General features: G+C 59.0%; 29 protein-coding genes and 2 tRNA genes. 16 read left to right on the top strand and 15 right to left on the bottom strand.

From position 1 onward, the window contains the following. The first annotated feature begins 221 nt into the window (after positions 1-221). From ACQ4N7_RS00735 to ACQ4N7_RS00720, 4 genes are all read left to right on the top strand, one after another. Entirely contained in the window at positions 222-977 is a 756-nt protein-coding gene (locus tag ACQ4N7_RS00735; RefSeq protein WP_430710054.1) for an ABC transporter permease, read from the top strand. 5 nt (positions 978-982) lie between these two features. After that, on the top strand, positions 983-1603 hold the full coding sequence (locus ACQ4N7_RS00730; protein WP_430709705.1) for a glutathione S-transferase family protein: 621 nt from the start codon (positions 983-985) through the stop codon (positions 1601-1603). A gap of 129 nt (positions 1604-1732) precedes the next feature. Beyond that, positions 1733-2437 (top strand): hypothetical protein, encoded by a 705-nt coding sequence (locus ACQ4N7_RS00725; RefSeq protein ID WP_430709704.1) that lies wholly within the window; start codon positions 1733-1735, stop codon positions 2435-2437. 13 nt (positions 2438-2450) lie between these two features. Continuing rightward, entirely contained in the window at positions 2451-2954 is a 504-nt protein-coding gene (locus ACQ4N7_RS00720; protein ID WP_430709703.1) for a hypothetical protein, read from the top strand. 45 nt (positions 2955-2999) lie between these two features. Here ACQ4N7_RS00720 and ACQ4N7_RS00715 read toward each other — a convergent pair whose 3' ends face one another. The 6 genes from ACQ4N7_RS00715 to ACQ4N7_RS00690 all read right to left on the bottom strand — a co-directional run bounded on the left by ACQ4N7_RS00715 (position 3000) and on the right by ACQ4N7_RS00690 (position 7680). Then, a complete protein-coding gene (locus tag ACQ4N7_RS00715; protein ID WP_430709702.1) occupies positions 3000-3395 on the bottom strand; it encodes a phage holin family protein in 396 nt (131 codons plus the stop codon). Further along, the gene (locus ACQ4N7_RS00710) at positions 3388-3996 is read right to left on the bottom strand and encodes a hypothetical protein (RefSeq protein ID WP_430709701.1); all 609 of its coding nucleotides are present in this window, start codon (positions 3994-3996) and stop codon (positions 3388-3390) included. Before ACQ4N7_RS00710 ends, ACQ4N7_RS00715 begins: the two co-directional genes overlap by 8 nt. Positions 3997-4059: 63 nt before the next feature. Further along, positions 4060-4623, bottom strand: coding sequence for a DUF4126 domain-containing protein (locus ACQ4N7_RS00705; RefSeq protein ID WP_430709700.1), 564 nt, complete (start codon positions 4621-4623; stop codon positions 4060-4062). Positions 4624-4626: 3 nt separating this feature from the next. Next, positions 4627-5718: a transposase gene (locus ACQ4N7_RS00700; RefSeq protein ID WP_430709699.1), complete on the bottom strand. Its 1092-nt coding sequence runs from the start codon at positions 5716-5718 to the stop codon at positions 4627-4629. A gap of 69 nt (positions 5719-5787) precedes the next feature. Beyond that, positions 5788-6783 (bottom strand): hypothetical protein, encoded by a 996-nt coding sequence (locus ACQ4N7_RS00695; RefSeq protein WP_430709698.1) that lies wholly within the window; start codon positions 6781-6783, stop codon positions 5788-5790. 228 nt (positions 6784-7011) lie between these two features. After that, positions 7012-7680, bottom strand: a complete 669-nt coding sequence (locus ACQ4N7_RS00690; protein WP_430709697.1) for an Npun_F0813 family protein — start codon at positions 7678-7680, stop codon at positions 7012-7014. Positions 7681-7942: 262 nt separating this feature from the next. On the opposite strand from ACQ4N7_RS00690, the gene ACQ4N7_RS00685 reads away from it, so the two are divergent. Continuing rightward, positions 7943-8015 (top strand) — tRNA-Arg (locus ACQ4N7_RS00685). 304 nt (positions 8016-8319) lie between these two features. Further along, entirely contained in the window at positions 8320-8991 is a 672-nt protein-coding gene (locus ACQ4N7_RS00680; protein ID WP_430709696.1) for a rhomboid family intramembrane serine protease, read from the top strand. A 183-nt stretch (positions 8992-9174) separates the two neighbouring features. Here the strand turns inward: ACQ4N7_RS00680 and ACQ4N7_RS00675 are convergent, their stop codons facing one another. Then, positions 9175-9672, bottom strand: a complete 498-nt coding sequence (locus ACQ4N7_RS00675) for a DUF1643 domain-containing protein (protein ID WP_430709695.1) — start codon at positions 9670-9672, stop codon at positions 9175-9177. An 82-nt stretch (positions 9673-9754) separates the two neighbouring features. Here ACQ4N7_RS00675 and ACQ4N7_RS00670 point away from each other — a divergent pair, with 82 nt between their 5' ends. Further along, positions 9755-11071 (top strand): MFS transporter, encoded by a 1317-nt coding sequence (locus tag ACQ4N7_RS00670; protein ID WP_430709694.1) that lies wholly within the window; start codon positions 9755-9757, stop codon positions 11069-11071. An 11-nt stretch (positions 11072-11082) separates the two neighbouring features. Here ACQ4N7_RS00670 and ACQ4N7_RS00665 read toward each other — a convergent pair. Further along, a tRNA-Arg gene (locus ACQ4N7_RS00665) sits at positions 11083-11156 on the bottom strand. Positions 11157-11204: 48 nt separating this feature from the next. Here ACQ4N7_RS00665 and moaC point away from each other — a divergent pair. Continuing rightward, positions 11205-11720: a cyclic pyranopterin monophosphate synthase MoaC gene (gene moaC / locus ACQ4N7_RS00660; RefSeq protein WP_430709693.1), complete on the top strand. Its 516-nt coding sequence runs from the start codon at positions 11205-11207 to the stop codon at positions 11718-11720. Between the two features lie 90 nt (positions 11721-11810). Further along, the gene (locus ACQ4N7_RS00655) at positions 11811-12647 is read left to right on the top strand and encodes an SAM hydrolase/SAM-dependent halogenase family protein (protein WP_430709692.1); all 837 of its coding nucleotides are present in this window, start codon (positions 11811-11813) and stop codon (positions 12645-12647) included. A 119-nt stretch (positions 12648-12766) separates the two neighbouring features. On the opposite strand, the gene ACQ4N7_RS00650 is transcribed toward ACQ4N7_RS00655, so the two are convergent. Further along, positions 12767-13360 carry a DUF1997 domain-containing protein gene (locus tag ACQ4N7_RS00650; protein ID WP_106866789.1) on the bottom strand — a complete coding sequence of 198 codons (594 nt, stop codon included), beginning with the start codon at positions 13358-13360 and terminating at the stop codon, positions 12767-12769. Between the two features lie 254 nt (positions 13361-13614). On the opposite strand from ACQ4N7_RS00650, the gene ACQ4N7_RS00645 reads away from it, so the two are divergent. From ACQ4N7_RS00645 to ACQ4N7_RS00635, 3 genes are all read left to right on the top strand, one after another. Further along, positions 13615-13860 carry a hypothetical protein gene (locus tag ACQ4N7_RS00645; protein WP_430709691.1) on the top strand — a complete coding sequence of 82 codons (246 nt, stop codon included), beginning with the start codon at positions 13615-13617 and terminating at the stop codon, positions 13858-13860. A 207-nt stretch (positions 13861-14067) separates the two neighbouring features. After that, positions 14068-14490: a DUF4112 domain-containing protein gene (locus tag ACQ4N7_RS00640; protein WP_430709690.1), complete on the top strand. Its 423-nt coding sequence runs from the start codon at positions 14068-14070 to the stop codon at positions 14488-14490. A 142-nt stretch (positions 14491-14632) separates the two neighbouring features. Continuing rightward, positions 14633-15208, top strand: coding sequence for a DsbA family protein (locus ACQ4N7_RS00635; RefSeq protein ID WP_430709689.1), 576 nt, complete (start codon positions 14633-14635; stop codon positions 15206-15208). Positions 15209-15232: 24 nt separating this feature from the next. On the opposite strand, the gene murG is transcribed toward ACQ4N7_RS00635, so the two are convergent. Beyond that, complete coding sequence (murG, locus tag ACQ4N7_RS00630) at positions 15233-16345, bottom strand: undecaprenyldiphospho-muramoylpentapeptide beta-N-acetylglucosaminyltransferase (RefSeq protein ID WP_430709688.1); 1113 nt, start codon at positions 16343-16345, stop codon at positions 15233-15235. Positions 16346-16443: 98 nt separating this feature from the next. On the opposite strand from murG, the gene ACQ4N7_RS00625 reads away from it, so the two are divergent. The 4 genes from ACQ4N7_RS00625 (at position 16444) to ACQ4N7_RS00610 (ending at position 19835) form a co-directional block, all read left to right on the top strand. After that, complete coding sequence (locus ACQ4N7_RS00625) at positions 16444-17256, top strand: nuclear transport factor 2 family protein (RefSeq protein ID WP_430709687.1); 813 nt, start codon at positions 16444-16446, stop codon at positions 17254-17256. A gap of 2 nt (positions 17257-17258) precedes the next feature. Continuing rightward, a complete protein-coding gene (locus tag ACQ4N7_RS00620) occupies positions 17259-17864 on the top strand; it encodes a cupin (protein WP_430709686.1) in 606 nt (201 codons plus the stop codon). A 376-nt stretch (positions 17865-18240) separates the two neighbouring features. Next, complete coding sequence (locus ACQ4N7_RS00615; RefSeq protein WP_430709685.1) at positions 18241-19260, top strand: hypothetical protein; 1020 nt, start codon at positions 18241-18243, stop codon at positions 19258-19260. 8 nt (positions 19261-19268) lie between these two features. Further along, a complete protein-coding gene (locus ACQ4N7_RS00610) occupies positions 19269-19835 on the top strand; it encodes a hypothetical protein (protein ID WP_430709684.1) in 567 nt (188 codons plus the stop codon). A gap of 9 nt (positions 19836-19844) precedes the next feature. Here ACQ4N7_RS00610 and ACQ4N7_RS00605 read toward each other — a convergent pair whose 3' ends face one another. The 5 genes from ACQ4N7_RS00605 to ACQ4N7_RS00585 all read right to left on the bottom strand — a co-directional run bounded on the left by ACQ4N7_RS00605 (position 19845) and on the right by ACQ4N7_RS00585 (position 24698). Continuing rightward, positions 19845-20351, bottom strand: a complete 507-nt coding sequence (locus ACQ4N7_RS00605; RefSeq protein ID WP_430709683.1) for a hypothetical protein — start codon at positions 20349-20351, stop codon at positions 19845-19847. Between the two features lie 82 nt (positions 20352-20433). Next, complete coding sequence (locus tag ACQ4N7_RS00600) at positions 20434-21300, bottom strand: hypothetical protein (protein WP_430709682.1); 867 nt, start codon at positions 21298-21300, stop codon at positions 20434-20436. A 223-nt stretch (positions 21301-21523) separates the two neighbouring features. After that, a complete protein-coding gene (locus tag ACQ4N7_RS00595; protein ID WP_430709681.1) occupies positions 21524-23425 on the bottom strand; it encodes a GUN4 domain-containing protein in 1902 nt (633 codons plus the stop codon). Further along, positions 23422-24036, bottom strand: a complete 615-nt coding sequence (locus tag ACQ4N7_RS00590; protein WP_430709680.1) for a hypothetical protein — start codon at positions 24034-24036, stop codon at positions 23422-23424. Before ACQ4N7_RS00590 ends, ACQ4N7_RS00595 begins: the two co-directional genes overlap by 4 nt. Next, positions 24033-24698, bottom strand: coding sequence for a hypothetical protein (locus ACQ4N7_RS00585; protein ID WP_430709679.1), 666 nt, complete (start codon positions 24696-24698; stop codon positions 24033-24035). The genes ACQ4N7_RS00590 and ACQ4N7_RS00585 overlap by 4 nt, the downstream gene beginning before the upstream one ends. Positions 24699-24933 lie beyond the last annotated feature (235 nt).

Raw genomic sequence — 24933 nt, 5'->3', positions numbered from 1 at the left:
GGATTAGCTCACAAGCTTGTCTAACGTTTCGTGTCTTGAGCGCAATGGATATATACAGTTGCCGCTTCTATACCCTGCGATCGCTTTCGTTGGGGATAGTCAGGGCGTAAGCTAATAACAGGCTATTAAGAAACATTGCAGGAGCCGCCTTGACTAACATTCTCTCCCGTCCCCGGCAGCAGCAGGTCGCTTCGCTGCCTCTGCGCACCCTCTGGCCCGACATGCTGACGGTGTTTTGGGGCGACTGGCTCGACCTGCGGGTGCGCATTCCCCAGGTGGCGGCCTCGGGGCTAGTGTCGCCGTTGATCTACATTCTGGCCTTTGGTCTGGGCCTGGGCAGCGCCATTGACCAGGTGACGACTCCCCCCGCTGGCGAAAACTACCTGGAGTTTATTTTGCCGGGCATGGTGGCGCTGTCGTCGATGGTGATTAGCTTTGGCGGCACCACGTTTTCGATTTGCGGCGATCGCCTCTTCACCAAAACCTTCGAGGAAATGCTGCTCTACCCGGTACACCCCCTGGCCCTGCACCTGGGCAAAATGCTGGCGGGCATTGTGCGCGGCCTGATGACGGCGGGCTCGGTGATTCTAGTGGCGATTCTCTTTACTGGGCGGTTCTGGAGCTTTATCAACCCGCTGTTTTTGCTGCTGGTGGTGCTCAACTGCGCCGTCTTTGCGGGCCTGGGGGTCATTGTCGGCCTCAATGTGAAATCTCTGGAGAGCGTGGGCCTGTTCAACAACTTTTTGATTGTGCCAATGTCGTTTCTGGGCGGCACCTTCTTTGACCCGGCGACGCTGCCCGTGGCGCTGAAGGCGATCGTCTACCTGCTACCGCTCACCTATACCACCGTGGGTCTGCGGGCAGCGGCCTACCAGCCCCTGACCGAGTTCCCGTGGTACACGATTCCCATTTTGATTGTGGTAGCGGGGGTGCTGGCCGCGATCGGCGCGCGCCAGTTTTCCACTCAGCAAGATTAGCTGTCATGTATCGCCTCTACGACTACCCGCCTTCGGGTAACGGTTATAAGGTCAGACTGTTGCTCTCTCAGCTAGCGATTCCTTTTGCCTACGTCGAACTCGATATTCTCAAAGGCGAAACCCGCACCCCAGACTTTTTGGCCAAAAATCCCAACGGACGCATTCCCCTACTCGAGCTCGAACCCGGTCATTACCTGGCTGAATCGAATGCAATTCTGTTCTACCTGGCCCAGGGAACCGCTTTTTGGCCAGACAACAAACTCGCTCAAACCCAGGTGCTGAGCTGGTTGTTTTTCGAGCAGTACAGCCACGAACCCAATATCGCTACGCCCCGGTTTTGGCTCTGTCATGTGCCCCAGCTCAACACCTACCAAGAAACCGCCTTGCCCTACAAGCAGGAGCAGGGCTACCAGGCGCTAGCGGTAATGGAGCAGCACCTAGCCAACCATCGGTATTTTGTTGCAGACCACTATACGATCGCAGACATTGCCCTCTACGCCTACACCCACGTCGCTCATGAGGGTGGCTTTGATTTAACGCGCTTTCCTAGTATCCAGCGATGGCTGCAAGACGTGGCAAGTCAACCCAACCACGTTCCTATCACCCAAACGGCCTTTGAGTTTTGAGTAGCGATACTTTAAAGGTCTTCATCAAAACTTTTTCTCTGTGGCTTAGTCCTCACCCCCGGACAGGGGCACCCTCAAAAAGAAGAGATTAGTGCAACTGCGTGTTGGGGGTGTCTGCAAATGCCGGGAATGCGACGAAACGACAGACGTACCTCATCCGATGACAATGCCACCCAGCACCCGCACGCACGACAGGCTGAGCCGCCGTCATCCAAGGAGATGAAGCAGCTGCTGGCCAATGTGCGATCGCAGCGGGATGAGGCCAAGGATCAAGTAATTGAGAAAGCGCGACAGCTAGAGGAAAGCCAGACGCGGTACCAACAGCAATCGGAAAAGCTGCAATCAACAATTGTTCTCTACGAGGAGCAAGAGCAAAAGCTGCAGTCAACAATCGTTCTCTTTCGAGAAAGCCAGGAGCAGGCCAGCTCGTATCTGGCGCTGTACACCGAGGAAAAGGCCCGGAGCAGCGAGCTGGAGGTCAAGTACAATGAAGCCCAGCAGGAATCGCAGAACTACCTGGCGCTGTACAAGCAAATTGAGCAAGAGCTGAAAGTTGAGCGGCGCTCCAAGGCCGGTATTAAAGGCTGGGAAACCCGGCGCAAGCGGGAAAATGAGCGACTAAAGCAGGAAATTGGCGAGATGGCGATTGTCCTGCGCGAGTCGCTGACCAAGAAAGATCAGGCTATTAAGAGCCTGGAGGAGGTCGCAACTCGTATGGATCGGATTCAAAGGCTGGTAGATTCAGTCGAGGATGAAGCCACGAATAATCCTGTGGGGATGCTGCAAAAGTTTCAGCGCATATGGGTTGCTGTGAGAGAAATTTTGGCGGAGTAAGGAACGGTTACCCATGGGCAACGATTCAGTTTCAATAGCTTCGGCTTCGCAACCTGCTACGCTGGGCGATCGCCTGCGCGGCATTGCCGAGGAGCTGCGGCAAGAAACGGACACGCAGATTAAAGCGACCTCCCGGATTTTGGGTGCAGCAGCCCAGATGGCCCAAAACCACGATCGGCTGATTGATGACGTGGTCGAGATGGTCGAGGAAGATTTGGATCGGATGGAATCGGATAAGGGGGCAGCACCCTATGACGTAGCCAGTTTGCAGCAAGAATTTAAGACCATCAAAGCGGCCAAGGCCCATTTCGGCATCAAGGCCAATGGCTGGGATGCCTTGGTAACCAAACTGAATCGGGCTAGCGACATCCCCACCAGCGCTAGGAATAGGACGCCAAATGCTACTCAGGAGCCGATACTAGAGCGGCTCAGCGCGATCGAGCGGGAAATGATATCTCTGCGAGGAAGCATGGAGCAAGTGGTGAACCTGCTGCAAGAACTAGCCCAGCAGCGCTGAGGGGCGCAATATACCTTCTAATGGGAATGGGCCAAGGTGGAGGCTCTACTCCTCTTTAGCCTTCAGCAGCGCGATCGATCGCGTCAGCCGCGCTTGGGTTTGGGTCATCACCGGGCCGCTCAGCCGCGCCTTGGCCGAACCCAAAAATCCTAGCCCCAGTATCAGATTACCCCCGGCCACAGCACCAATGGCCTGCAGCCACGACAGCCCCAGCGACTGCACCCAAACCACTCCGGCCACCTCGGCCAGCACCCCCGCCGTGGCCAGCATGCCCACCCCGATCGCCAGCATGACGAAACCGCCCAGCAGCCGCTGTTTTTCGTAGTTGGCCTCCTGCATCGCGACATCCAGGTGAATGTCAACCAGCACAGAGCCCAGGCGCAGCACCCGCCGAACGTAGTCTTCGATCTGATCCCAGGTGGAGGAGGTTGAGCTAGTCACGCTTACCTCCCAAGCGCAGACCCAAAATGAACCCCAGCCCCAGGGCGATTAGCAGGCTGGTGCCCAGATTGCTGCGGGCTTTTTTCTCTAGCTCCGGCAGCATTTCGGCCTTTAGTTCTGCAATTAGACGCTCAGTGCGAGACTCCAGATCGTTCAGCAGTTGGTCAACTGTGGCGGGTACGGTTTCCTCTAGAGCGGTGCTAATTCTGGCCGATATCCCGTTCTCTGAGGATGAACTGGCAGTGGATAGACGGTCCTCTAGGAATTCGCCGACTTGATCGGGCACTGCGTCTTGAATCTTGCTGACCAGCGACACTGCTTTGCTGTCGGCACCACGAGAGGCTGTGTTTGAGATAGCCTCTGGAATGGCACGGACAGGCTCAATTAGGCTGGCTAGCTCATCGAGGTGGCGGCGCACAAGGGTTTTGGTATGGTCTATTTCGTCGCTAATGTAGTCTACAGCCCGCTCCAGATCCCCCTCCGTAGCCAGCAGTTTTTCTTCGATTAGCTGGGGCCACTCAGACAAAATCAGCGGCACCATAGCGTCGAACTGATGTTTGAAGGCTTTTTTGGCGTGGGTAATGGTTTTTTTCTTTGCCATAGCTCAAGGCAATTTCCGTGTGGGCTAACGCTGGGCGAGCTGTCTGGAGCCGTGGGTCAGCAGTTAAGAAATCCGCCGTCGTTTGCGGCCTCGCTGCCGAAAGGCCAGGTACAGCAACACGCCCACTACAATCAGTACCAAAATTGGCACCGCGATCGCCAGTACCGAAAGGATGGTTGAACTGGCCAATTCACCGGTAGAAACGGCGATATTGCCCACTGGCCCTGCCGCTGCCGTCGAGGCCAACCGGGTCAGCCCGGTAAACGCCTGGGTGCTGGAGGCTATTCCGCCGCCGGCAATCAGCGCCAGGCTCCACTGCAAAAAGGGGTTCATCTCGCCACCTGTGACGGCAGCGGTGAGTACGGTACCGGCGATCGCCGCTGCGGGCAGCTCCACCGCATCCATCAGGTTGTCAACGATGGGCACAAAGTAGATCAGTATCTCCAGAGCTGTAGCGGCGGCCAGCGCCAAAATGGCGGGCGTGGTTGCCATCCAGGCCATGCTGGGAGACAGCGTCAAATAGCCCTGCTGAGCCGCAATGCCAGCGATCAAAAAAGGCACCAAAATTCTGAACCCGGCAGCGGCGCTGAGGCCAATGCCAATGGCTAGGTGCAGCAGTATATCCATAGCTTACTCGTCTACGCCAGAGGTCAAGGGTTCTACCGGGTCGTCGAGCGAAAAAACCTGCCCATCAATCAGCAGGCGGGTAATGCCTTTGGCCTGTAGGTAGGGGCTGGTAGTTTGCAGCAGACTGCCATCGGGCACCTTGACCACTCGCTGGTTGCGGCGCGAAAAGCGGCGGGCCACGTTGTGGTTTTCAAACACCGGCAGGGTACGCGAGTCGCCTTCGGTTTCAGGAATTTGACCTAGATCGGCGAAGGTGCGCAGGGGCAGCACCACCAGCTCTGACGAGGTGCGCTCAACCACCACATAGCACAGAGGCGGCAGCGCATCGGCGGTGAGCGGCGAAATTTCCAGGGTGCCGAGGTTGGGAGTGGCGCGATCGCTGTCTTCCCAAGCATAGGCCTCGTCATCGTCGCCATCGTCGTCGTCATCGTCGTAGTCGTCACCCAGAATGGTGCCATCCCAGTCGTCATCGTCGTCGGTTGCGACAGCCGCCTCTTCTTCGATCACAGCCGCGACTGGGGTCACCGCCTGAGCCGACTTCAGCACCGGGCGGGCCGGTTTTTCTGGCACCGCCACCGGGGCCGGATCAGGAATCGATAGCTGGGTCGGCTCGGCCAGCGCTTCAGCAACGGCCTCGGGCACGGGCTCCGCTTCGCTAGCGGGCGCTTCTGCCGCACTCGATCGCCGCTTGCGGGTGGGCTTAGCGGGCGGAGCCGGGGCCTCGTCGACAGCAGGTACTGCTGGGGCAGGCGGCTCTAGGTCAACTGGCTTTAAGTCAGCTGGTTCTGGGTCAGCCGCCTGCACCGACACCTCCGGTTCGGGGTCGGCGTCTTTTTTGCGGCGGGGCTTAGTCGAGGCAGAGGTATCGTCTTGAGCCAAAGCGGGCGGCACCACCACAGATTTGTCGCCGGTGCCGCGCTTCTGCTGAATGAGAATGCTGTACTCGTCTTCGGGCAGGCTGGCCTTCAGCAGACGGCTAATGGTGCTATTGCTGACCCCGTAGCGCTCCGCCAGTGTGGATGTCGTTTCCTGGGGCTGGCGGTACAGGCTCAAGATAGATGTCTTGTCAGCCTCAGTCAGCTTTTTGGGTGCCATGCCTTGGGTTCCGTAACAATGCCATCTAATATCTTAAGGCTAATATCTCTGGAGAACCTGTAGATGGCTTTAGCCGCGTCGCCGACGGGGGCTGCGCCGAGAATTTACAGAAACCGCATGCTCAACTACGGCACCGAGGCCAAAAAACACCGCCGAAAACGTCCAAAAGACCTCCCACAGACTACCTTCGATGTAGGTGTCGGTGTTGACGGCGTAGGCGAAAAACATGTCGGCAATGTAAAGGCAAAAGGCCGCGATCGCAATCAGTTTCCAAGACTGCGAGTAGCGCCCGCCCCAAAAGGCCACCAGCAGCGTGCCCGCAATAATCAGCAGCACAACGTCGCCAATCAGGTACAGCAGGCCCACCCCATCGGCCAGCGGTTCGAGAAAACCATCGAGCTGCAGTACCCAGTTGGGTGCCGACGAAGTCTCGGCGACTGGCTCTGGCAGGGCTGGGGGCGCAGCCTCAGGGGCAACTTCGGGGGCGACTTCGGGGGCAGCGGTTTGAGCCAGATACAGCGTCGGCGCTGGCGCACCGGGTACCACCGCCGCCTCGGCTGCCGCCAGGTTGACAAAAATAGTCAGCAAAATGCCGCCCAGGCCAATGCCAACCACCATTAGCCACTGGGGCAGCTCCAGATTGAGCCGTCGGGGCAGCACCGCCTTGAACATGCCCGCAGCCAGAAAGATATAGCTAAAAATGTAAAAGAAATCCCCTAGAGATACCGCCGGGTCGAGTCTCCAGATGTTGCCCCAGAGAAAGAACATGACGTTGCCCAGCACGTAGAACAGCAGCCCCAGGCCAATCCAAAACCAAACATTGCGCCCGCTGACGATTTGGGTACTGCGCCAGTTGCGAAAGCACAGCAGCCCGGCCAGAAGAAATGCCCCCGTTTCGAGCAGGTTAATGCCCAGCAAAAACCAGGCAGGCTGGACACCATCTTCCCCAGGAGCCGTAAACAGCAAAAAGAACAATAGCGTAACGACGCCCCAGGCAATGCAGGCTCCCACCAACAGCGGAGTAGACACAGAACTGGCAGACGAGGGGGTTGATGACTTGCTCAAGGGTTCACTCCTAAGGAACTCAACGGCATCAGGGCAGACCAAAAACCAGCGATCGCCCCTTGAGGGGCAAACTCTGACCATCGCTTTGCGGGGCCTCGCTAGAGTGCCCAGCGCAACGCCTGAATTGTATCGGCTCCCTCCGTCGATGGGCGGTCAGTCTGCAAGAATAAGTCTGATTTAGTCGCCCAGAGCAATAATTCTTAAACTCTAGCGTCGGCAATGCGCCCGCTACGCCCATAGCTTGCCGCTGGGAGACTGCTGCAGCCACCGCCGAAACAAGGCTTGCTCATTGGCGGTAAGGTCTTCGACCGCCTCCAGAGCGCGATCGGTAAAGTTGGCATTGCCAAAGTAGTCTTTGCCTATCCGATGGGTTTCTTCCAGAAGCCGGTGCAGATGGTGGTCTTGCCAGGGGGGCAGCTGGGGCATAGCCAACGGATCGACGGTCAGCAGAGTTTTCACCGCATCGGGAGTCACCGCCTGGGGAAACTTCCAGGCCGCAAACATCTTGCCAATATCGCCCTCAAACTGCCGAGCCTGCTTGGCCCCCAGCAAATCCTCCACATCCATGTACAGGACCTGCAACATTAGCAGGCAGGCCTTGATATAGGTGGCCTCGGCTGGCGGAGTGCCCGTATCTGGCCCAGCCTCATCAAACTGGTCGAGACGAATTTTGCCCCAAATACTATAGCGATCGGGTTCTTCAAGCAGCACGCAGGCCTTGCCCCGGTTGTCGGTTAGGTCGCGCCACAGCGCTCTGGCATCGTCTTCCTGGGCAGCGGTAAACACGCTCAGCAGCCGAAAGGTTTGCCCCTGATACGACAAAATTGGAATTTGCTGATCTTTTTGAGGATGATGCATCGTTTTGATGTCAACATCCTGCCGCTTGAGGATAAACATGTTATGGCCTGCTGACTCCTAGCTGAGGTGAGTACCTGCAGTAGGCGGCGGCTGCAACGGTAAACCGCACCCTTATTACTGCGTCATCGTGATGGGATAAAGCCTGGCAACCCCTCGCAACGGTGAGATTTAGAAAGTAGGTGACTTATTGTAGCGGCACTCACCGCCCTGGCAGCATCTGCCGCTGTTTTTCAATATTCTATTCGCCCTAGTCTGCCCTGAGAGCAACCGACACCCTCTAAAATGTAGAGTGATTAGGTTAGGGCCATTAGCTCAGCGGATAGAGCAACCGCCTTCTAAGCGGTCGGTCGCTGGTTCGATCCCAGCATGGCCCGTTTTTGGGTGAATAAGGGTTTCAGCGTTTAGTGCAGAGCCCTATTAGCAGCTTACCCCCATTGCTGTGTCCAACCTGTCACCAACATTATCCTTAGCCTTGGTACTTAACCCAGCTAACGGTGGCAAGCGGTATGGGGTTAAGAGTTTAAGGTCTCAGGTTCACAGCCAGTCTTGAACCACACACCTTGAACCCTCAACCAAACTCACCTACCAATTTTGGCTTGGCACGCTCCTAGCCCTGGGCAGTGAGGGAGCGAAAACGCTACTCTGGCTATAGCTCTAAACTCCAGACAGGCAACCCCTTTGGACGACACAGACCTACAGGCCAAACTCAAAAAACTAGAGGCAGAACTCAATACCGCCGCGCCGCCGGCGGCCTCGCGCTCGACCGACAAACCAGCCCCGGCACCTCAAAGTTGGGGACAGCGCTTGAAGGGCAACGCGCTTTTGCCCGTCTACCTCGTAGCAATTCCCTGGGCGCAGGAAATCGTTGACCAGGTAGTGTTTGGCGGCCGCTGGAACCTGCCCCTGCACCCCCGCAGCATTGAGGGTATACCGGGCATTTTTCTGTCGGCCATTTCTCACTCTGGCTTTGCCCACTTGATCGGCAATACCATCGGTTTTCTCATCTTTAGCTGGCTAATTTTGGCCAAAAGCCGCCGCGACTACTGGATCACCCTCTTAATCGGCTGGTTGGGGGGTGGGGTCGTGGCCTGGCTGCTTGGCCCCAGCAGCGTTCACGGGCTGAGCGGCGTGGTCTACACTCTATTTGGCTATCTGCTGTGCATTGGTTGGCTAGAGCGCCGGGTGGTGCCGCTGCTGATCTCAATGTTTGTGCTGATCAACTACAGCTATTTTATTTTTGGCATGTTTCCCAACCAGCCGATGGTGGCCTGGTGGGGGCATTTGTTTGGCTTTTTGCTGGGTATTTTGGCCGCCTACGGTGTGTATCAGGAGCCGGAGCAGCGGAAGTAGAGAGATGAGGGAATGGGGAGTGGGGTAGGTGCTGTGCGTTGGCAACGCTTGTCTGAAAACAGCGACTTCGCTCAGTCCTTAACCGCCAGAGGTCGAGCCACCGAAGGTTGAGCGAAGTCGAAACCTGGCCGCCAATACACCACCACCCCGCCAAGTCCTGACTGTTTTTGACCTCTGCCTTACCTAGATCTCCCGCCAGGTCTGGAGGGAGATGCTTTGGGGCACGTAGAGGGGGTGACGGGGCTGGCCAGTGCGGTTGCGGCCCAGGCAGCGGCAATGAGGGTGAAAGGGAGTTAGCAGGTTGAGGACGGCGCGATCGCGCCCCTGCCAACTGCCCCAGTTACCCCAGGCCAGCAGAATCGTATCGGCCTTACGAGCAGCCTCGACTAGAGCGGCGTCATTCTCGGGACCAATGGGATCGGCAGCCTGGCGCAGCACCTTAGGGTGAGGGCTGCGGTAGGCAAACAGGTTGACTACTGCGATCGCCCCAAAGCCCCAGCCCCGTGCCAGCCCCATGCAGCGTCGAATAGTGGGGTCGTCTACACTACTGCTGGCCTGACTGGGATTTAGCATGATGATGGCCAGCGTGGGGGCATCGCTCCACCGGCGGCCCAGACGGTAGCGGTAGTGGCCTGTGGGGTCGAAAGTGGCCGTGCGCTCTATAGCCGAAGCCTGCAACATTTGTTTACATTGAAAAGTGGGGCGCGGTGGTCCAGCCGTGGCGGCGCTAAGTACCCAGCACTCTACTTGGAGAACGACCGTTTTGACTATTTTCTCAACCTTTAGCCCATCGGTGCGCACCAATTTGACGGTGCTGTTTGCCGCTGGGCTGTGTTTTTGGGCCGGGCTGGCCGGGCTGCTGCCGACGCTGCCGCTGTTTATTGCCACCCTGGGCGGCAGCGGTCAGCAAATTGGTCTGGTAATGGCGTCATTTGCGATTGGGCTGCTGCTGGCGCGGCCCTACCTGTCGCGACTGGCCGACGAGCGGGGCCGCAAGGTGGTGCTAATGGTGGGGCTGAGCGCGATCGCGATCGCCCCCTTTGGCTACCTGCTGGTGCTGTTTTTGCCCCGCGCGATCGTGCCCCTGTCGCTGGCGGGCTACACCCTCAACCTCGACACCTCGATTTTGGCAATGATTGCCATTCGCGCCTTCCACGGGCTGAGCATTGCCGCCTTTGTGGTGGCCTACAGCGCCCTGGTGCTCGATCTGGCCCCGCCCGCCAACCGGGGTGAGCTAATTGGCTATATGACTCTGGTCAACCCAATTGGCCTGGCCCTGGGGCCTGCCCTGGGCGGCTTTCTCTACGAGGCGACGGGGTTTACCACAGCGTTTTTGGTGATGGGGATATTGGGTATTGTCGGGCTGCTTCTGGTAGCGCGGCTGCACGAGCCGTACCAGCCCAGGGTTGCGGCTGAAGATGCGGGTTCAAAGGAGTTTTGGGGTCAGCTGTGGAGTGGGCGGGTGCGCACTCCGGCGGTTATTTTGCTGCTGGTGGGGCTGGCCTTTGGCACCATCAGCACTTTCGTGCCGCTGTACGTGCGCGAGGCGGGCCTGGCGTTGAACGTGGGGCTGATCTACAGCGCGTCGGCGATGGCCAGCTTTATGTCGCGGCTGGTGGTGGGGCGGGCCTCCGATCGCTATGGGCGAGGGCGGTTCATTACCATTAGCCTGCTCGCTTACAGCTTGGGGATGGGCGTATTTTGGCTGGCCCGCAGTGCACCGATGTTCTTGCTGGCAGGATTTATTCAGGGGTTTGCAGGTGGCACCTTGATCCCGATGATTGCAGCTCTGATGGGCGATCGCTCGACGGCTAGCGATCGCGGCCGCACCTTTGGCCTGGCCATGGTCGGGTTTGATGTGGGCATTGCCCTGGCTGGCCCCATCTTTGGCACCATTGCCGATCGCCTAAGCTACCGAGGCATTTTTGGCCTCTCAGGCGTCATGACTCTGGTAGGGCTGGTGATTTTTGTCACCGCCAACAGCAAAGATCTCAGCCACTCCCTGAGGTTTGCTCTGGGGAGAGGCCGAGATGTCTATGCCACTGAGCTATCCAATCCACGCTCTAGCGAGGCAGGATAGTTGAGCTGAAACGGGCGAGGAGGGATTCGAACCCCCGACACCGTGGTCCGTAGCCACGTGCTCTAGTCCACTGAGCTACACGCCCCTGTGCAGGCTTCTTATACTAGCATGATCTTTCGCCAAGGTTGTACCCATGACAAATAATTCTTCTGTAACGGATTCATCATCGCCAGCGCTGACCCATCTCGATGCCCAGGGCCAGTCCCACATGGTGGATGTTGCCGCCAAGCCCCAGACCGTGCGGCAGGCCGTCGCTGAGGCCATTGTGGTCATGCAGCCCCAAACCCTGGCCGCGATCGAGGCGGGCGACGCCCCCAAGGGCGATGTGCTGGGCACGGCCCGCATCGCTGGCATCATGGCCGCCAAGCAAACCGCCCACCTGATTCCCCTCTGTCACCCACTGCCGATTCAAAAGGTGGAGGTGCAGATCACGGCCGATCAAACCCTGCCCGGCTACCACATTCAGGCAACGGTCAAAATCAAGGCTGAAACTGGGGTCGAAATGGAAGCCCTCACCGCCGCCACCGTCGCCGCCCTCACCCTCTACGACATGGCTAAAGGGCTCGAAAAATCGATTGAGATTCGCTCTGTGCGTCTGCTGAGCAAAACCGGCGGCAAATCGGGCGACTACCGGGCAGAGGGGAGTTAGGCTTTGGGCGTAAGCCGCTCAGCCTACCGCCGTTCCTTCGACTCCGCTCAGGCAACGGCGACAAGTCGAAGGAACGGCGACAACATGAGCATGGCAGACCGTCCCCTTGACTATGGCGATCGCATGATTATTGCTCTCATCACCGACTTTGGCAGCCAAGACAGCTACGTAGGCGTCATGAAAGGGGTAATGGCAGGACTATGCCCCACAGCCCAAACGATTGACATTACCCACCACCTGCCGCCGCAGGATCTCTACGCCGCCCGCTTCACCCTGCTGAGCGCCTATCCCTACCTGCCACGGGGCACTGTTTACTTGGTAGTAGTCGATCCGGGGGTGGGTACCCAGCGGCGAGCCGTAGCAGTGCAGACACGTCGGGGATTTTTAGTCGGACCCGACAACGGCTTGCTCAGCGGTGTTTTAGAAAGTGAACCCATTCTGAACGCCGTAGAACTGGTTAATACTGAGTACTGGCGGGTTCCTCAGCCCAGCGCCACCTTCCACGGACGCGATATTTTTGCCCCAGCGGCAGCCCACCTGGCCAACGGCGTGCCCATCGATCGCCTGGGGCCAGCGATCGATCCTCAATCTCTAAAAACACTGCCGCTAACGGCTCCAGCCGTCACCGAAACAGGCTGGCAAGGCGTAGTGCAATACATCGATCGCTTTGGCAATGCCGCCACCACTATCCCCGCCAGCGCAGTAGAATCTGACAACTGGACGCTGACCCTGGGAGAAACCACCCTGCCAAGCGGCAAAACCTACGGCGAAGTATCTCCTGGGGAAGGGCTAGCTTTGGTGGGCAGTCACGGATTTGTAGAAATTGCGGTCAACCAGGGCAACGCCCAAGAGCAGTTTGGGCTAGCGGTAGGCGATCGCATTTCCATAACCCATTCACCCACCCGAGACCAAGACAACTCCCATTGACGCACCCACGCTCTCACGCACCCCCGCACTCCCTTCGACTCCGCTCAGAGACCATCACTCGCGCTCTCACGCACCCCCACACTCCCTTCGACTCCGCTCAGGGAGCATTACCCATCCACTCACCCCTCCACAGCCCGACCACGCAGCGACCCCTGACCACTCACCTCCGGCTGAGCATGGGTTGTTGCCACCCAGGCCCGATAGTCTTCGACCAGCTGCCGCTCGATGCGATGCTTGATAGTGCTGAGAATGCCGCTGAGGAGGGTCTTACCGGCGCTATCGAGCACGGGGGCGGGCATGAAGCGAATTGGGGGCGGCAGCTCGATGTGAATTTGCAGGTCAGCGCGACCCTGAAGTTCGGTGTAGCGATCGCCGCGCTGGGGAGTCAGAACACCCTGCAGCGCCATCCCAAAGGAATCGTTGACAAAGCTGAGGTAGTCAGGCCCTTTGACCTGGCAGCCCACCGACTCAAGCGTTAGCGTGCCATCGGCCTGCGATCGCACCTGCAAATCGGCGGTGGGTTCAATGCTAATGCCCAAAAACTGTAGAGGGCGCAGGCTCAATCGATAGACGCCATCGCCAATCACCTCAATGCGGCGCGGGTCGGTAATCGCCTGAACCAGGCGCTGGGGCTGCCGCAGGTAGTGCTCAATGGGAATGGCCTCGTTGGGCACCCGCAGGCGCAAATTTTGACTGGCGTGAAATTCTTGCATAGAAAAAACGCTACCTGAAAACGGGGTACGACCCAGGGCAGATGAAGATTTGTAACCTATGTTTAACAATTTAGTACGTCTTTCAGGTTTCGTGAGGTTCGCCAGGCACCGTTGGGCACCCTAAGCGACTTTGCCTTTCTAGGGATAGGGAGATCCTCCCTGCGGAGATTCGGCTCCTACGATTTCAGCTTTTTCTGAGAGGGCGTTACATAGAGTTACTGCTTATTAAGGGGCTTGCACCCCAGGAGACTGCCATGACATTCACCCCAACTCACGTACTCATTTCTCGCACCAAAGAGACTCCGGTACAGCTGGTAGCTGGGCCAAAGGGCTACTGGCTCTACACCGAGGCCGAAGCGCAAAAAGGCGCTACACCCGCCTTTGAAGTTCGACCCAAGCTGGGCATTTACTGCCGGGGGCAGCAGGTGGTGGGCTTTAGCCTGCAGCCGCTGACGGCGCGAACCGAGGCTCATGCCGAGGCCATCCAGGTAGCCAAGTAGTTTAAGGCAAAGTTCGCCTCAGCCAACGCGTCGGCATGGACTTGGCCCATCGAAAAAGAGCACTAACCTTTTGCCCCAGGGCTCGACAACAAGGCTCATTAAGTCTGAATCGCGATCCAATAGTTAGAGGCAATTCAGCCAGCCACCGGACTTTTTTGCTTCTTCCGAGGTAAGACAACGGCCAGCCATGACTGGCAGCATTAACCTATGAATACCGTTAATACCGCTGCTCAACTCAGAAACCTCAACCGCATCCGTCGCATTAGCCGACTGATGGATACGGCTTTCAAAATCCCCGTTTTGGGGTTAAAAGTCGGCTGGGACCCGGTGCTGGGGCTGATACCTGGACTAGGCGATTTGATCGCTACCGCCATATCGGCCTACGTGATCGTCTTGGCCGCTCGATTTCGTTTGCCCAGGGGCATCTTGGCGCAGATGGTCTTCAACATTGGCCTGGAGGCCGTCGTGGGAACTGTGCCGCTGGTGGGAGATTTGTTTGACGCTTTCTACAAGTCGAACGTGCGGAACCTGAAGCTGCTAGAAGCTCACCTACAGAGCGAGTCAGCTACGTTAGAAGACGCAGACAGGCTCGACTTGAACAGCGTTCGAAATGGTGAAATCTACACGTAGACCAGGGGCGCGATCGCACATTTCCAGGCGATCGCCCTTTGTTTTTTACAGGCATCAATCAATCTGCCCTGAGAGGGTAACAGCGCTAGTCGCGGTTTCATAGACTGCCGTTAGATGCTGTTCAGACTGCTCAATTATGTCAATGCCTGTTCCGTCTCGTCCCAGTGGGTTTCGGCTGGGATCTGGCGATGCCCCCGTGCAGATCGAGGTCTTTATCGATCTGGAATGTCCTTTTTCTAACAAGGCCTGGCCCACGGTTTTGGCGATAGCTAACCACTACGAAAATGAAAGCGTTGCCATGACGGCTCACCCCATTGTGCTATGCGACCATCGCCAGAGTTGGGATTTGACTAAAGCCGTGGTGGCGATCGCCGCAGACGACCCGCAGCGAGCCTGGCAGTTCATTAGCCACCTCTATAAGCACCAGGCCGACTACTCTCAAGATGCCTTCGACCATAAAACCCGTCACGACCTGCGCCAGCTGATCGAAGACCTAGCTACTAAATTTGACCCAAGTTTAAAGGACAGCGATCTGGCTCAGCAAATTAGCGATGAGCAGGGTTCGGTGGCGAGTCGGGCCAAGGCCTCTGTGCGCTACGCGATCGGTCGCGGGGTGTGGTCGACGCCGACTATCTTCATCAACGGCAGCCCTGTGCCTGAGCTAGAGTCAAGCTCTACTCGCAGCGATTGGCAGGCGATTATCGACCCAATGCTGTAGCCATACCGGCGCTGCGGAGATAGCCTAACGGTTCAGCACTACCTTTTGAATCAAATCGGCTAGTTTTGTGGCGCTATCGGCAGTCGCCAGGTTTCCCGCTGCTGTGGCCATCGCCTCTAGCCGCTGCGGCTCTGCCAGTAAATCGAGCACCAGAGCCTGAAATTCTGAGGCGACGATTTGGCCTTGATTCAGCATCAGCGCGGCATGGGCATCGACAAAAGCTTGGGCATTGACCGTCTGGTGGTCTTCTGCCGCAAACGGGTAGGGAATTAGAATCGAGGGCGTGTGAGAGATGGCTAACTCCGTGAGGGTGCCTGCCCCGGAGCGACCGATGGCCAGAGTCGCCCGGTGCATGAGCGCCGCCATCGAGCCAAAGAAGGGGCGATGAATATAGTGGGGGTGGCTGTAGCTGTCGGCATCGGGGTCGTTGCTGCCGGTCTGGTGTACAACCCACGCGCCCGCGTCGATCCAGGCGGGGGCAGCCGCACGCACCAGCTGGTTGACCGCTACCGCACCCTGGCTACCGCCCACGACCACAATCAGCGGCACGCCCTCAGGGATGGCGGGGTCGGTTAAAACGGGTGGTTCCGGGGTGAGAAACTCGTCGCGTACGGGGGTGCCCACCACCACGGTCTTGGCCTTGGGGAGGCGATCGCGGGTGGCCTCAAAGCCCAGGGCAACGGTGGTACACCAGGGGCTGAGCCAGCGGGTCACCTTGCCAGGCAAAGCGTTGGACTCATGCAGCACGGCGGGCAGACCCAGCGATCGCGCTGCAATGATCGCCGGAGCAGCAATATAACCGCCAGTGGTGAATACGCCGTCAAAGTCGCCCTGCTCTAGCAGCGCGCGCACTCGTACCGTCGCCTGAGCAAACCGCCCGAGCGTTTTTAGACTGCCGAGGCCAGCTTTGCTCTGGAACCCCCCCATGCGCACCGTATGCAGCGGAAAGTGCTTGGGCACCAGGGTGGTTTCGAGGCGATCGGGCACGCCCAGCCACTCAATGCTGTAGCCTTCCCGCAGCAGAGCCTCGGCGGTGGCGATCGCCGGAAACAGGTGCCCTCCAGTACCGCTGGCGGCGACCAGCAGCCGGGGCAATGGGGTTTGGGCAGACGCTACGGGGGTAGATGCTGGGGACAAGGGAACACCCTCGACGCTGAAAACGCCTCTAACTATACCAACTCCCTGTCAGTTGATATAAGGTAGACGGAGTATTTGTGGTATCGAGGGCGGTAAGCGTGGCTAACGGTTTAATCGGACAGTGGAGTCTGGGCCAGTGGAGCCTAGGATTAGCGGCCACAGCGGCACTGGGCCTTGGCACCGGGGCGATCGCACCCGTGGCCCAAGCCAATGAAACTGTCGTCGCCCAGGCAGCTCCCGCCGAGGTGCAGCGCGTGCTCAGCGAGCTAGAGGCAGCGGCCAGCGATCGCAATCTCGACGCTGTGATGGCGTTCTACAGCGAGTCGTTTTCGAGCGACACCGGCTTCGACTACGGCCAGCTGCGCCAGACCCTAGAAACCCTCTGGCAGCGGTATCCCGACATTACCTACGACATTGAGCTGCTCAGCTGGCAGGCCGATGGCCCCGATCGCTACAGCATTGAAACCCGCACCACCGTAACCGGCACCCAAACCCGTCCCGACCGCACCCTCACCCTCACCGCTGACACCACCTCGCGACAGCAGCTCGCGGCTGGGCAAATTACCTCTCAGGAGATCTTGAGCGAAACCAGCCGACTGGTCACGGGCACCAACCCGCCAACGCTGCAGGTACAGCTGCCAGAAACTCTCACCCCAGGGCAAACCTACAGCTTCGACACGATTGTGGTCGAGCCCCTGGAGGAGCGATCGCTGATGGGGGTCGCCGTCGAAGAAGGCGTCACCGCCACCGACTTTTTTGAGCCGCGCCCGGTGGTGTTTGACCTGCTCAGTTCGGGCGGTCTGTACAAGGTGGGCACGGCCCCTACCGAACCCGACAACCGCTGGATCTCTACCGTAGTCATTCGCGAAGACGGCATGGTGGTTGAGACGCGCCGCGTGCGGGTTGAGTAGCCATGGCCCACAACTGGCTCGTCAGCGACGATGGCACCTACCGCGCCTTTGGCGATCCTGAGACGCTGGAGCCAGGGAAATACTACCGCCTGTATCGGTTTTTGACCGAGCTGGAAGACATTCTCGAAACGTTTCACGACGACATCAGCCGCCTGGAGGCGATCACTCCCCTGGTGCGCAAGCTGCTGGTCAGCTCCTACTGGCTACAGCTGGAGTACAGCGCCCCCGACCCCAAAACCGGCTGGAGCGTCAACTTTCTCTACCGCGAGCACGAGTTTCCGCTCACCGTGCAGATGGTGTCGTGGCTGCCGGGGCAGACCTCGCCCATTCACAACCACGGCACCTGGGGCATTGTGGCGCTGGTGGGCGGTCAAGAGCGCAACCGTCTCTGGCGGCGCAGCCCTCAGCCCGACCAGCCCGACCATCTAGAACTGGTAGACGAGATTACGCTGCAGCCGGGGGATGTAGTGGCGCTCACCGCCAACGCCATTCACAGCGTCGAGGCGCTGGGTAACGAACCTACGGTGTCGTTTAACCTCTATGGCGTAACCGACTTTACCCAGCGCTACGAGTTTGACCCCGCCACCCAAACCGCCAGACTGTTTTAGAGCAGAAATCTCCAAGATCCCGTAGGGTGGGCATTGCCCACCATCTATCTGAAATCCTGCAGATCCACCCCGGCCCTCGTCTTCCCCGCCAGCGATAAGAATAGAGCACCAATTCTCTCTCCCCATTCATAAGTCGGTGGTGGGCGGTGCCCACCCTACCCGGGATCAAGTCAAAATCAGAAAATTGTTGGGTTTTATGCGCAGTAGATGAAAGATTTGGCAACTTGGGTTAAACTTCATCAGACTATCGGGGGGAGTGTCCGTTGGAGGGCTGTATCTAGGCTGCTCTAGCGTTTTGCCAGGTTCGTTTTAGCTTCCCGCGTGACCGCATGGTTACCTTAAAATCTCCCTTTGCCAACGCCAGGATAAATCACCCATGAGCCAGGAAGAAGCCTACAGCACCGCCACCTTGCCGCCCGAGGAGCCCACCTCGGTCGATCCAGAAGCTCTGGTTACTACCTACGCCGACAGCCTAATTACTGACCTGTTTGACGATGTCGACAAAATCTTGGAGGGCGATGAGGCGGCCCTGGCAGCGGTAGAAGCGACTCCTGAACCTGCCTCTACGGCACTGGCACCGATTGTAGATATTCCGGCTGAGTCGGCACCTCCTGCCGCCGATACCACGCTGGCCCCGGTGAGCAGCGCCATCGACTTCTTCCACGCTGACGATGTTGGTCAGGCTCCGCCCTCAGCCCCAGCCAAAACTCGCTTTGGCAAACTGTTCGATCGCATGCTGCTGGCAATTACGGCCCTGTCGCTGATGGGCGTAGGCGGGCTGCTGTGGTTTGGCCAGCAGGGCAGTCGGTTTTCTTTGGGCCGACCGGCGGCAGAAACCGCCGCCCAGCAGTCTGACGAAGAATTTTTGGCCTATCTGCAGCGATCGCTAGAGGTGATTTCTGGCAAGGTCGATCGCGGCGAATTGGGCAATACTACCGTGGTTGGTCAGGCTCCGACTGGGGTCGCTGTGCCTACCCCGCCCATGCTGCCACCCCTAGGGGCTGGAGGCACCGTAGGCAGCCTGGGCACCGGCCCCGTCAACGTAATTGAGCGGGTCTACGTTCCCTACCAAACGGCGACTCAGCAGCAGGCCCCCGGTGCCACAGCCCTGGTGCCACAGCCTGGGGCACCGGCCCCTGCTCCGGCAGCTCCGGCGGCCCCGACGGCCCCACCCCAGAGCACGGCAGCGGCTCCCCTGGTTCACGCCCTGGTAGGAATTTTAGAACTAGGCGATCGCTCGGCGGCTCTGTTTGAGATCAACGGCGTTTCGCAGCGGGTTTACATCGGCGAGCGCGTGGGCAGCAGCGGCTGGAGCCTGGTATCGGTCTCTAACGAAGAGGCGGTGATTCGCCGCAACGGCGAGGTGCGATCGGTCTTCATTGGCCAGCGATTTTAGGGGAAGCTATGGGGATGCGACTGCTGCCGCTGGCTGGTCTATTGGTTGCAGGTCTGATTGCCTGCACCCCTACCGCCGAGCAAGTTGATGACGGTACGGCCAATCCGCCAGCTTCAGAATCCGCATCGCCAACTGAACCGATTGAGACAGACAACTCAGCCACCCCTGCACCCCAAACGGGCACCCTTGAGGTCAATTCAATAACATTAGATGAACTGTTTGCCGAGGGCGGCGGCGGTTGCGGCATGTCTCTGTGGCAGCAGTCAGACGGCTCGCTCCCCCAGGGAATTCTCTTTTTTAACGGCCTGGCCCAGCCCCCCGACGATGGCTTTACCCTGATGAAAATCAACGGTGAGTTCGTGCGCTTTCGGCGGACGGCAGCAGCGGGGGAAGAGTTCTACGGACAGCAAACCTCCCAAACCTTTGTCAGTCAGGACGATAGCATTCGGCTCCAGGTCGATACCACCCTCGGCCAGCCTGGAGAAATCGAATCGATCGCGGTCGAAGGCACTCTACAGCTTCAGCAGAACGGCGATACCCTGACCATTCCTGTACAGGGCGATGCGGGCTGCTAATCTCGCTAATTACTCAGCGGCGCGCCAGTAAACATAGGGGCGATTGGCCGAAATATCGGCGTAGCGAATATCGCGGAAGCCGTCGTCGCCCCGCAAATCTAGCTCGAACTGCACATTGCCGTCGCCAAACCGAAAGGTATACATGCTCAGGTATTGCGAGGTGGCGGTGCCGGTGCAGTCGCCAAACTCTGCTGCCAGGGGGGCTGTATAGACGACCTGCCGCTCTTCTGAACTCGTAATTTCCGGGGGGGCGATCGCAATGGGGGCAACATCGGCCACGACAGTGTGGTCGGCACCGCCCTCAAAGCCCAGGCCAAACTCCCACAGGCTGACGGTTTCTGGGCAGGTACCCGCCTCTGCCGCCACCTCAAACTGCACATTGGGTGGCGAGAAGGTGTCAACGGGCTGCGCCAGGGTATCGTCGGGGCTGGCGAGGGGTGGTTCAGAGCTGGTGCTGCAACTGGCCAACAAAACCGTGCTAGCCAGCGCCAAGACAATTTTCAAAGAAGCTTTCATGCGGTCAGGGAGAGGAGTGAGGACGATTAGGAGAATGGCCACTGCCACTCAGGGTCTATCTAGAGTGGCAGTGGCCAGCGGTCTATTGAGCTTCGGCAACCAGATCGTTCCAGGCTTGTACCACGGCCTGTAGGGCGGTGGGGGCATCGTCGATCGCCAGGTCGATGTATTCCGTTTGGCCCTGCTGGGTTGAGAGCTGCACAGTAGGGTAATCGGCGAAGGCGGCATCGGTGATGTAGCGCATCCGGTTCAGGTTGGGGAAGCGCTGGTCTTCTAGCACCTGCTGAAAGGCGGCTAGCTGCTCGGGGGTCAGCTGACTTTGGGCTACAAGAGTAGACCCTTCGGTTTGCAGCAGTTGCCCATCCATCAGCAGGGTGATGACCTGTTGCCTACCGGCCAGGCTGCCGCTAACGACTGAGCGAAAGACATAGGCCTCGGGGGTCTCAGTGGGTTGCCCCTCAACTCGGGGAATAAAGTCGGGAATCAGGCCATTTTGACTGCCGCTGGCAGTAGGGTTTTGCACGGCCTGCTGGCCATCCTGGCGGGTGTGGTAGACCCAGCTTTGCTCACCATCGGTCACGACAACCCGCAGGCCCGAAATGGCGATCATGGTACACATCTGGTCGGGTACGTAGATGCCCATGCAGCCATCCCAGGTGGCGGTTTCGGCGGCGGCAATGCGCAGGTCAGCAGCGGGGCGATCGACATCGGTGGCGACGGTTTGCAGAATGGTTTCTCGCACCTCTGGAGTCAGCACATCATCCACCTGACCTACGTCTTCGCTATAGGGAGGAACCTCAGCGTTTGAAGGAGATTCGACGGTGTCGCCTGGGGTAGCCCCAGAGTCGGGCACAGGGGAACAGGCCACGGCACCGACAGCCGTGGTGCCGAGGGCCAGCAGGCCCACCAGCGCCATCAGGGTTTTAGTTTTGAAGGTGAAAGAAGCCATAGTTTTAATCCCCACAGTTTCGATAGATTGAGTGCGTTGTTTCATCACCATAGCCAGTCCCAGAGAAGCTGTAGCCCTGGTTACAGATTTAGTTACGGAGCTGAGCAGACGAGGCAAAAGACGGGCTGCAAAAGACGGGTAGGAACCTTAAAAAGCACTGTCCGTTGCGGGGGCAAACAACCGTTTGCCCCTACGTAGATTCGGGCTGTTATTCAGTAGAGGTTTACTGCACCAGGCTGCTGTAGGGCTGCCAGATTTGCATACGCTGCCCATTGGCCAGCAAAAACCGACCGTCCGGGCTGAACTGAAACTGGCCCACGTCGTGGATTTGATTTAAGGATTCTCCCGTCGCTGCGTCCCACAGGGTGAGGCCCTGGTGCGGAATTGGCTCGCTTTCGACCAGGGGCAGCAGCAGGGTGCTGGTAGCCAGGGTGCGCCCGTCGGGGCTAAAGGCAACTTCGCCCAGGTTGGTGGGTTGTACCGGGTGCCCCACGCTCTGGTCGAGCGGCAGGGTGTGAACGGTGGCGTAGGTTTGCAGGTTCCACAGGCGGGCGGTGGTGCCGTCGCTGGTGGCGAGGCGCTCAGAGTCTGGGCTAAAGGCCAGGTCTAGCACCGGGGCGCTGTGGCCTTTGAGGGTAATCTGGCGCGCCCCAGTGCGGGCGTTCCAGAGTTTGACGCTGTTGTCGCTATCGGCGGTGGCCAGGGTCTGACCGTCAGCGCTAAAGGCCAGGGGCATTGGCGGGTAGAGGTTGGTGGCCCGGTTCACCAGAGTGCGCACCAGCTGGCCGGTGGTAGCATCCCACAGCTGTAGGGTGTTGTGCTGGGTGGCGGTAGCCAGGCGCTGCCCATCGGGGCTAAAGCGCAGGGTGTGCACGATGCCATCGGCGGCACTGGTAGAAATCGTCCGCAGCAGCTGCCCCGTTTGCAGGTTCCAGAGCTTGATGGTGTTATCAGAGCTGGCGCTGGCCAGGGTTTGACCGTCGGAGCTGATAGCGATCGCCCGCACGGCGTACCTGTGCCCCTCAAAAATTCGCGCCTGCTCGCCCGTCGTTGCCGACCACAGCCGCACCACGCCGTAGGACATGCCTGCGGCCACGTACTGACTGTCAGGGGTAAAAGCCACAGCGTTGGCGACATCGCCAACGATGCGATCGCCCTCCGTCGCTGGCTCCTGGGCCGGGCTACCCTGGGAAAATGCCTCTAGAGCTGGCCCCCGGTGCAGGGTGACAATGCGGTTGCCGCGCTGGGCATTCCACAGGGCCAGGGCGCTTTCGCCCGGTGTGGCGCAGGAGCGCTCGTAGCTGTAGCTGCCGATCGCAATCACCGCCCCGTTGGGGCTAATCGCCGACGACACCGCCCGCACCGGGCACTGCGATTCGGGGTAAAGCGACCTGAGATCGATCGACCGGGCCAGCTGCGCCCGCTGCCACGAGCCCACCTGCGGGATAGGCCTATCGATCACGGTCGCCACCCAGTTAAACAGCACTGGAATGTGGCGGGTAAATCGCTCACCCTGTAGGTACATGGCGTCAATGGTGCAGCTGCCGCAGCTCTGCACCGACAGAATTTCTGAAATCTTTGCCCAGCTCACCCCGGCCCAGGGCAGATGGCCGACTGGCGCATCGAGGGAGTAGTTGATTTCTTGCTCCGTCAGCCATTCGCCCGCGATAAAGGTGGGGTCTTCTACACCGGGAGGGCGAGTCCAGCCGACGCGATCGCCAAACACCTTAGCCGCCACCGCCGAATCGACTGGGTTTTGATCTCTCGCCTCCTGCCAGATTTTCTGCTGCACGCTAAGGCCAAACCGGCCATCGCTGGCCTCTACCCAGAGCCGATCGAGGGTTTGCAGCACCTCGGGCGGAATGTTGGTGGCCAGCGGCGTGCCCAAAATATCGCCATTGGGATGAATCCAGGGGTCTAAAATGCGCCGCGTTTCGGCGTCGGCGGCCTGCCAGTTCTGGGCGGCCAGGTGCGATCGCAGCGCGCTAAAATCTACCGGCTGGGCCTGGGCCCAGTTAACCTGCTGCGCGGTGGGGTCAACCTGCGCCTGCACCACCGGGCCCATCGGCCCGGCGACAGTAACCGCCAGCGCCAAACCCAAACCAAAATACATCAAACGTTTCATACCGCCTCCTGGGCGATGCTGCGCCCTACTAACCAAAGACCTGTGACTAAGCCATAGACAGCCCAGCCAAACCCGGCTACGATGCCGCCCGCCCACAGCGGAGGCAAAATCGGGCAATACCCGGCACACAGTGCCGCGCTGGCTGCACCCTGGAGGGCACCGCCCACCAGACTGATCACCACCCAATGCCCGAAACTGAGACCCCGGCGACGCAGGATCAACCCCTGGGCGATCGCCATGCCCCAGATCATCAGCGGCCCGGTGATCAGGTTCAACCAAAACACCTCCCATAGACCAAAGGTCTGCCAGAGACCGTCAACTACGGGGGTGTAAAAGCCCTGCATCAGGGTTTTCAGCAGGGTGCTGACGATCCAGCCCAGGGCGCTGGCGACGGGCCACCAGCGAAAGCTGCTGCCCAACCCGAGCCTGAGAACCCACCACTGTAGAGATCCCACGATCGCCCCAGTCAGAATCAGGGTGGCCATAAATTGCAGGCCGTTATTCTCTAAAAAGCCGACTACAAAGCCGCCCGCTAGGTTAGCCCCAACCCAGGCGGCTAAAAACCTGGCCGAGGGAAAGCCCGGTGCGATCGTCCGATCGGGTGCACTCATAGCTGTAATCCCTGAATAATGGTGTTTAGATGAGGCGCAAACGCCTCCACCGCTGCCTCGTCGGAGAACGACCCCGTGGGGTCGCCGCTAATGACCCCGGTCGTGAATACGTACACCTGGTCGCCATCGGTAGCCACATAGCCGATGCCCCGATCAAACAGCGTCCCGTTGGGGTGAGTGACGCTGTAGCCGTAGCGCAGCCCCGGCAGCGAGCCGACAGCGATCGCCTGCGGCGGATCGCCCGCAAAGCTGAGGTTGGGGTCGGCGGTTTTGCGATCGCCCTCAATGGCCGCATAGTGGTCAGTCACCCAGGCCCGCAGAAACTGCCGCTGAGCCTCCTCGGTGACCGGGGCACCGCCCTGGAGATTGACCTCGGCCAGGGGATAGCTAAACCGTTCTACAGTGCCAATCAGCTCGCCATCGGCCTCGACACACAGCAGTACTTCATTGACGCAGGGCTCAACCTGCCAGTTCTCAGGGGCAGAAACCGGCCCCAAAATATCGGCCCACCCCGTGGCTGGGGCAGCCGGTTCGGTAACGACGGTCCCGGTTTCCGGCGTTGGCTCTGGCTGCGGTGCCATCGGCACGCTAGTGCAGGCAATTAAGACATTCGAAACTAAAATTATCCCAGCCAGGGCTGGGTATCGACGCGAGAGACTCATAGTGTTTAGGGTTGAGAGCAGCTCTAGACCTTGCTGCCGCTGCCTGATACGGGCGGGGCAAGGCCCAGAAGCCAGGGGAATAGACGGTAATTGCCTGCTAGCCTGAGACGACAGTCTGAAATGGATGTAGGCAATACCATCACGGTACTTCAGCCAGACGCAGCGCCATTCCGCACGGTGTGACAGAATTTTGCTGTGCCTGTTTCCATGATCTCTAGAGCCTGAGCGGGGTTGA

It is taken from the genome of Nodosilinea sp. AN01ver1 (assembly GCF_050565655.1).
Lineage (GTDB): Bacteria > Cyanobacteriota > Cyanobacteriia > Phormidesmidales > Phormidesmidaceae > Nodosilinea.
This window is presented reverse-complemented; position numbering and strand designations above follow the sequence as displayed.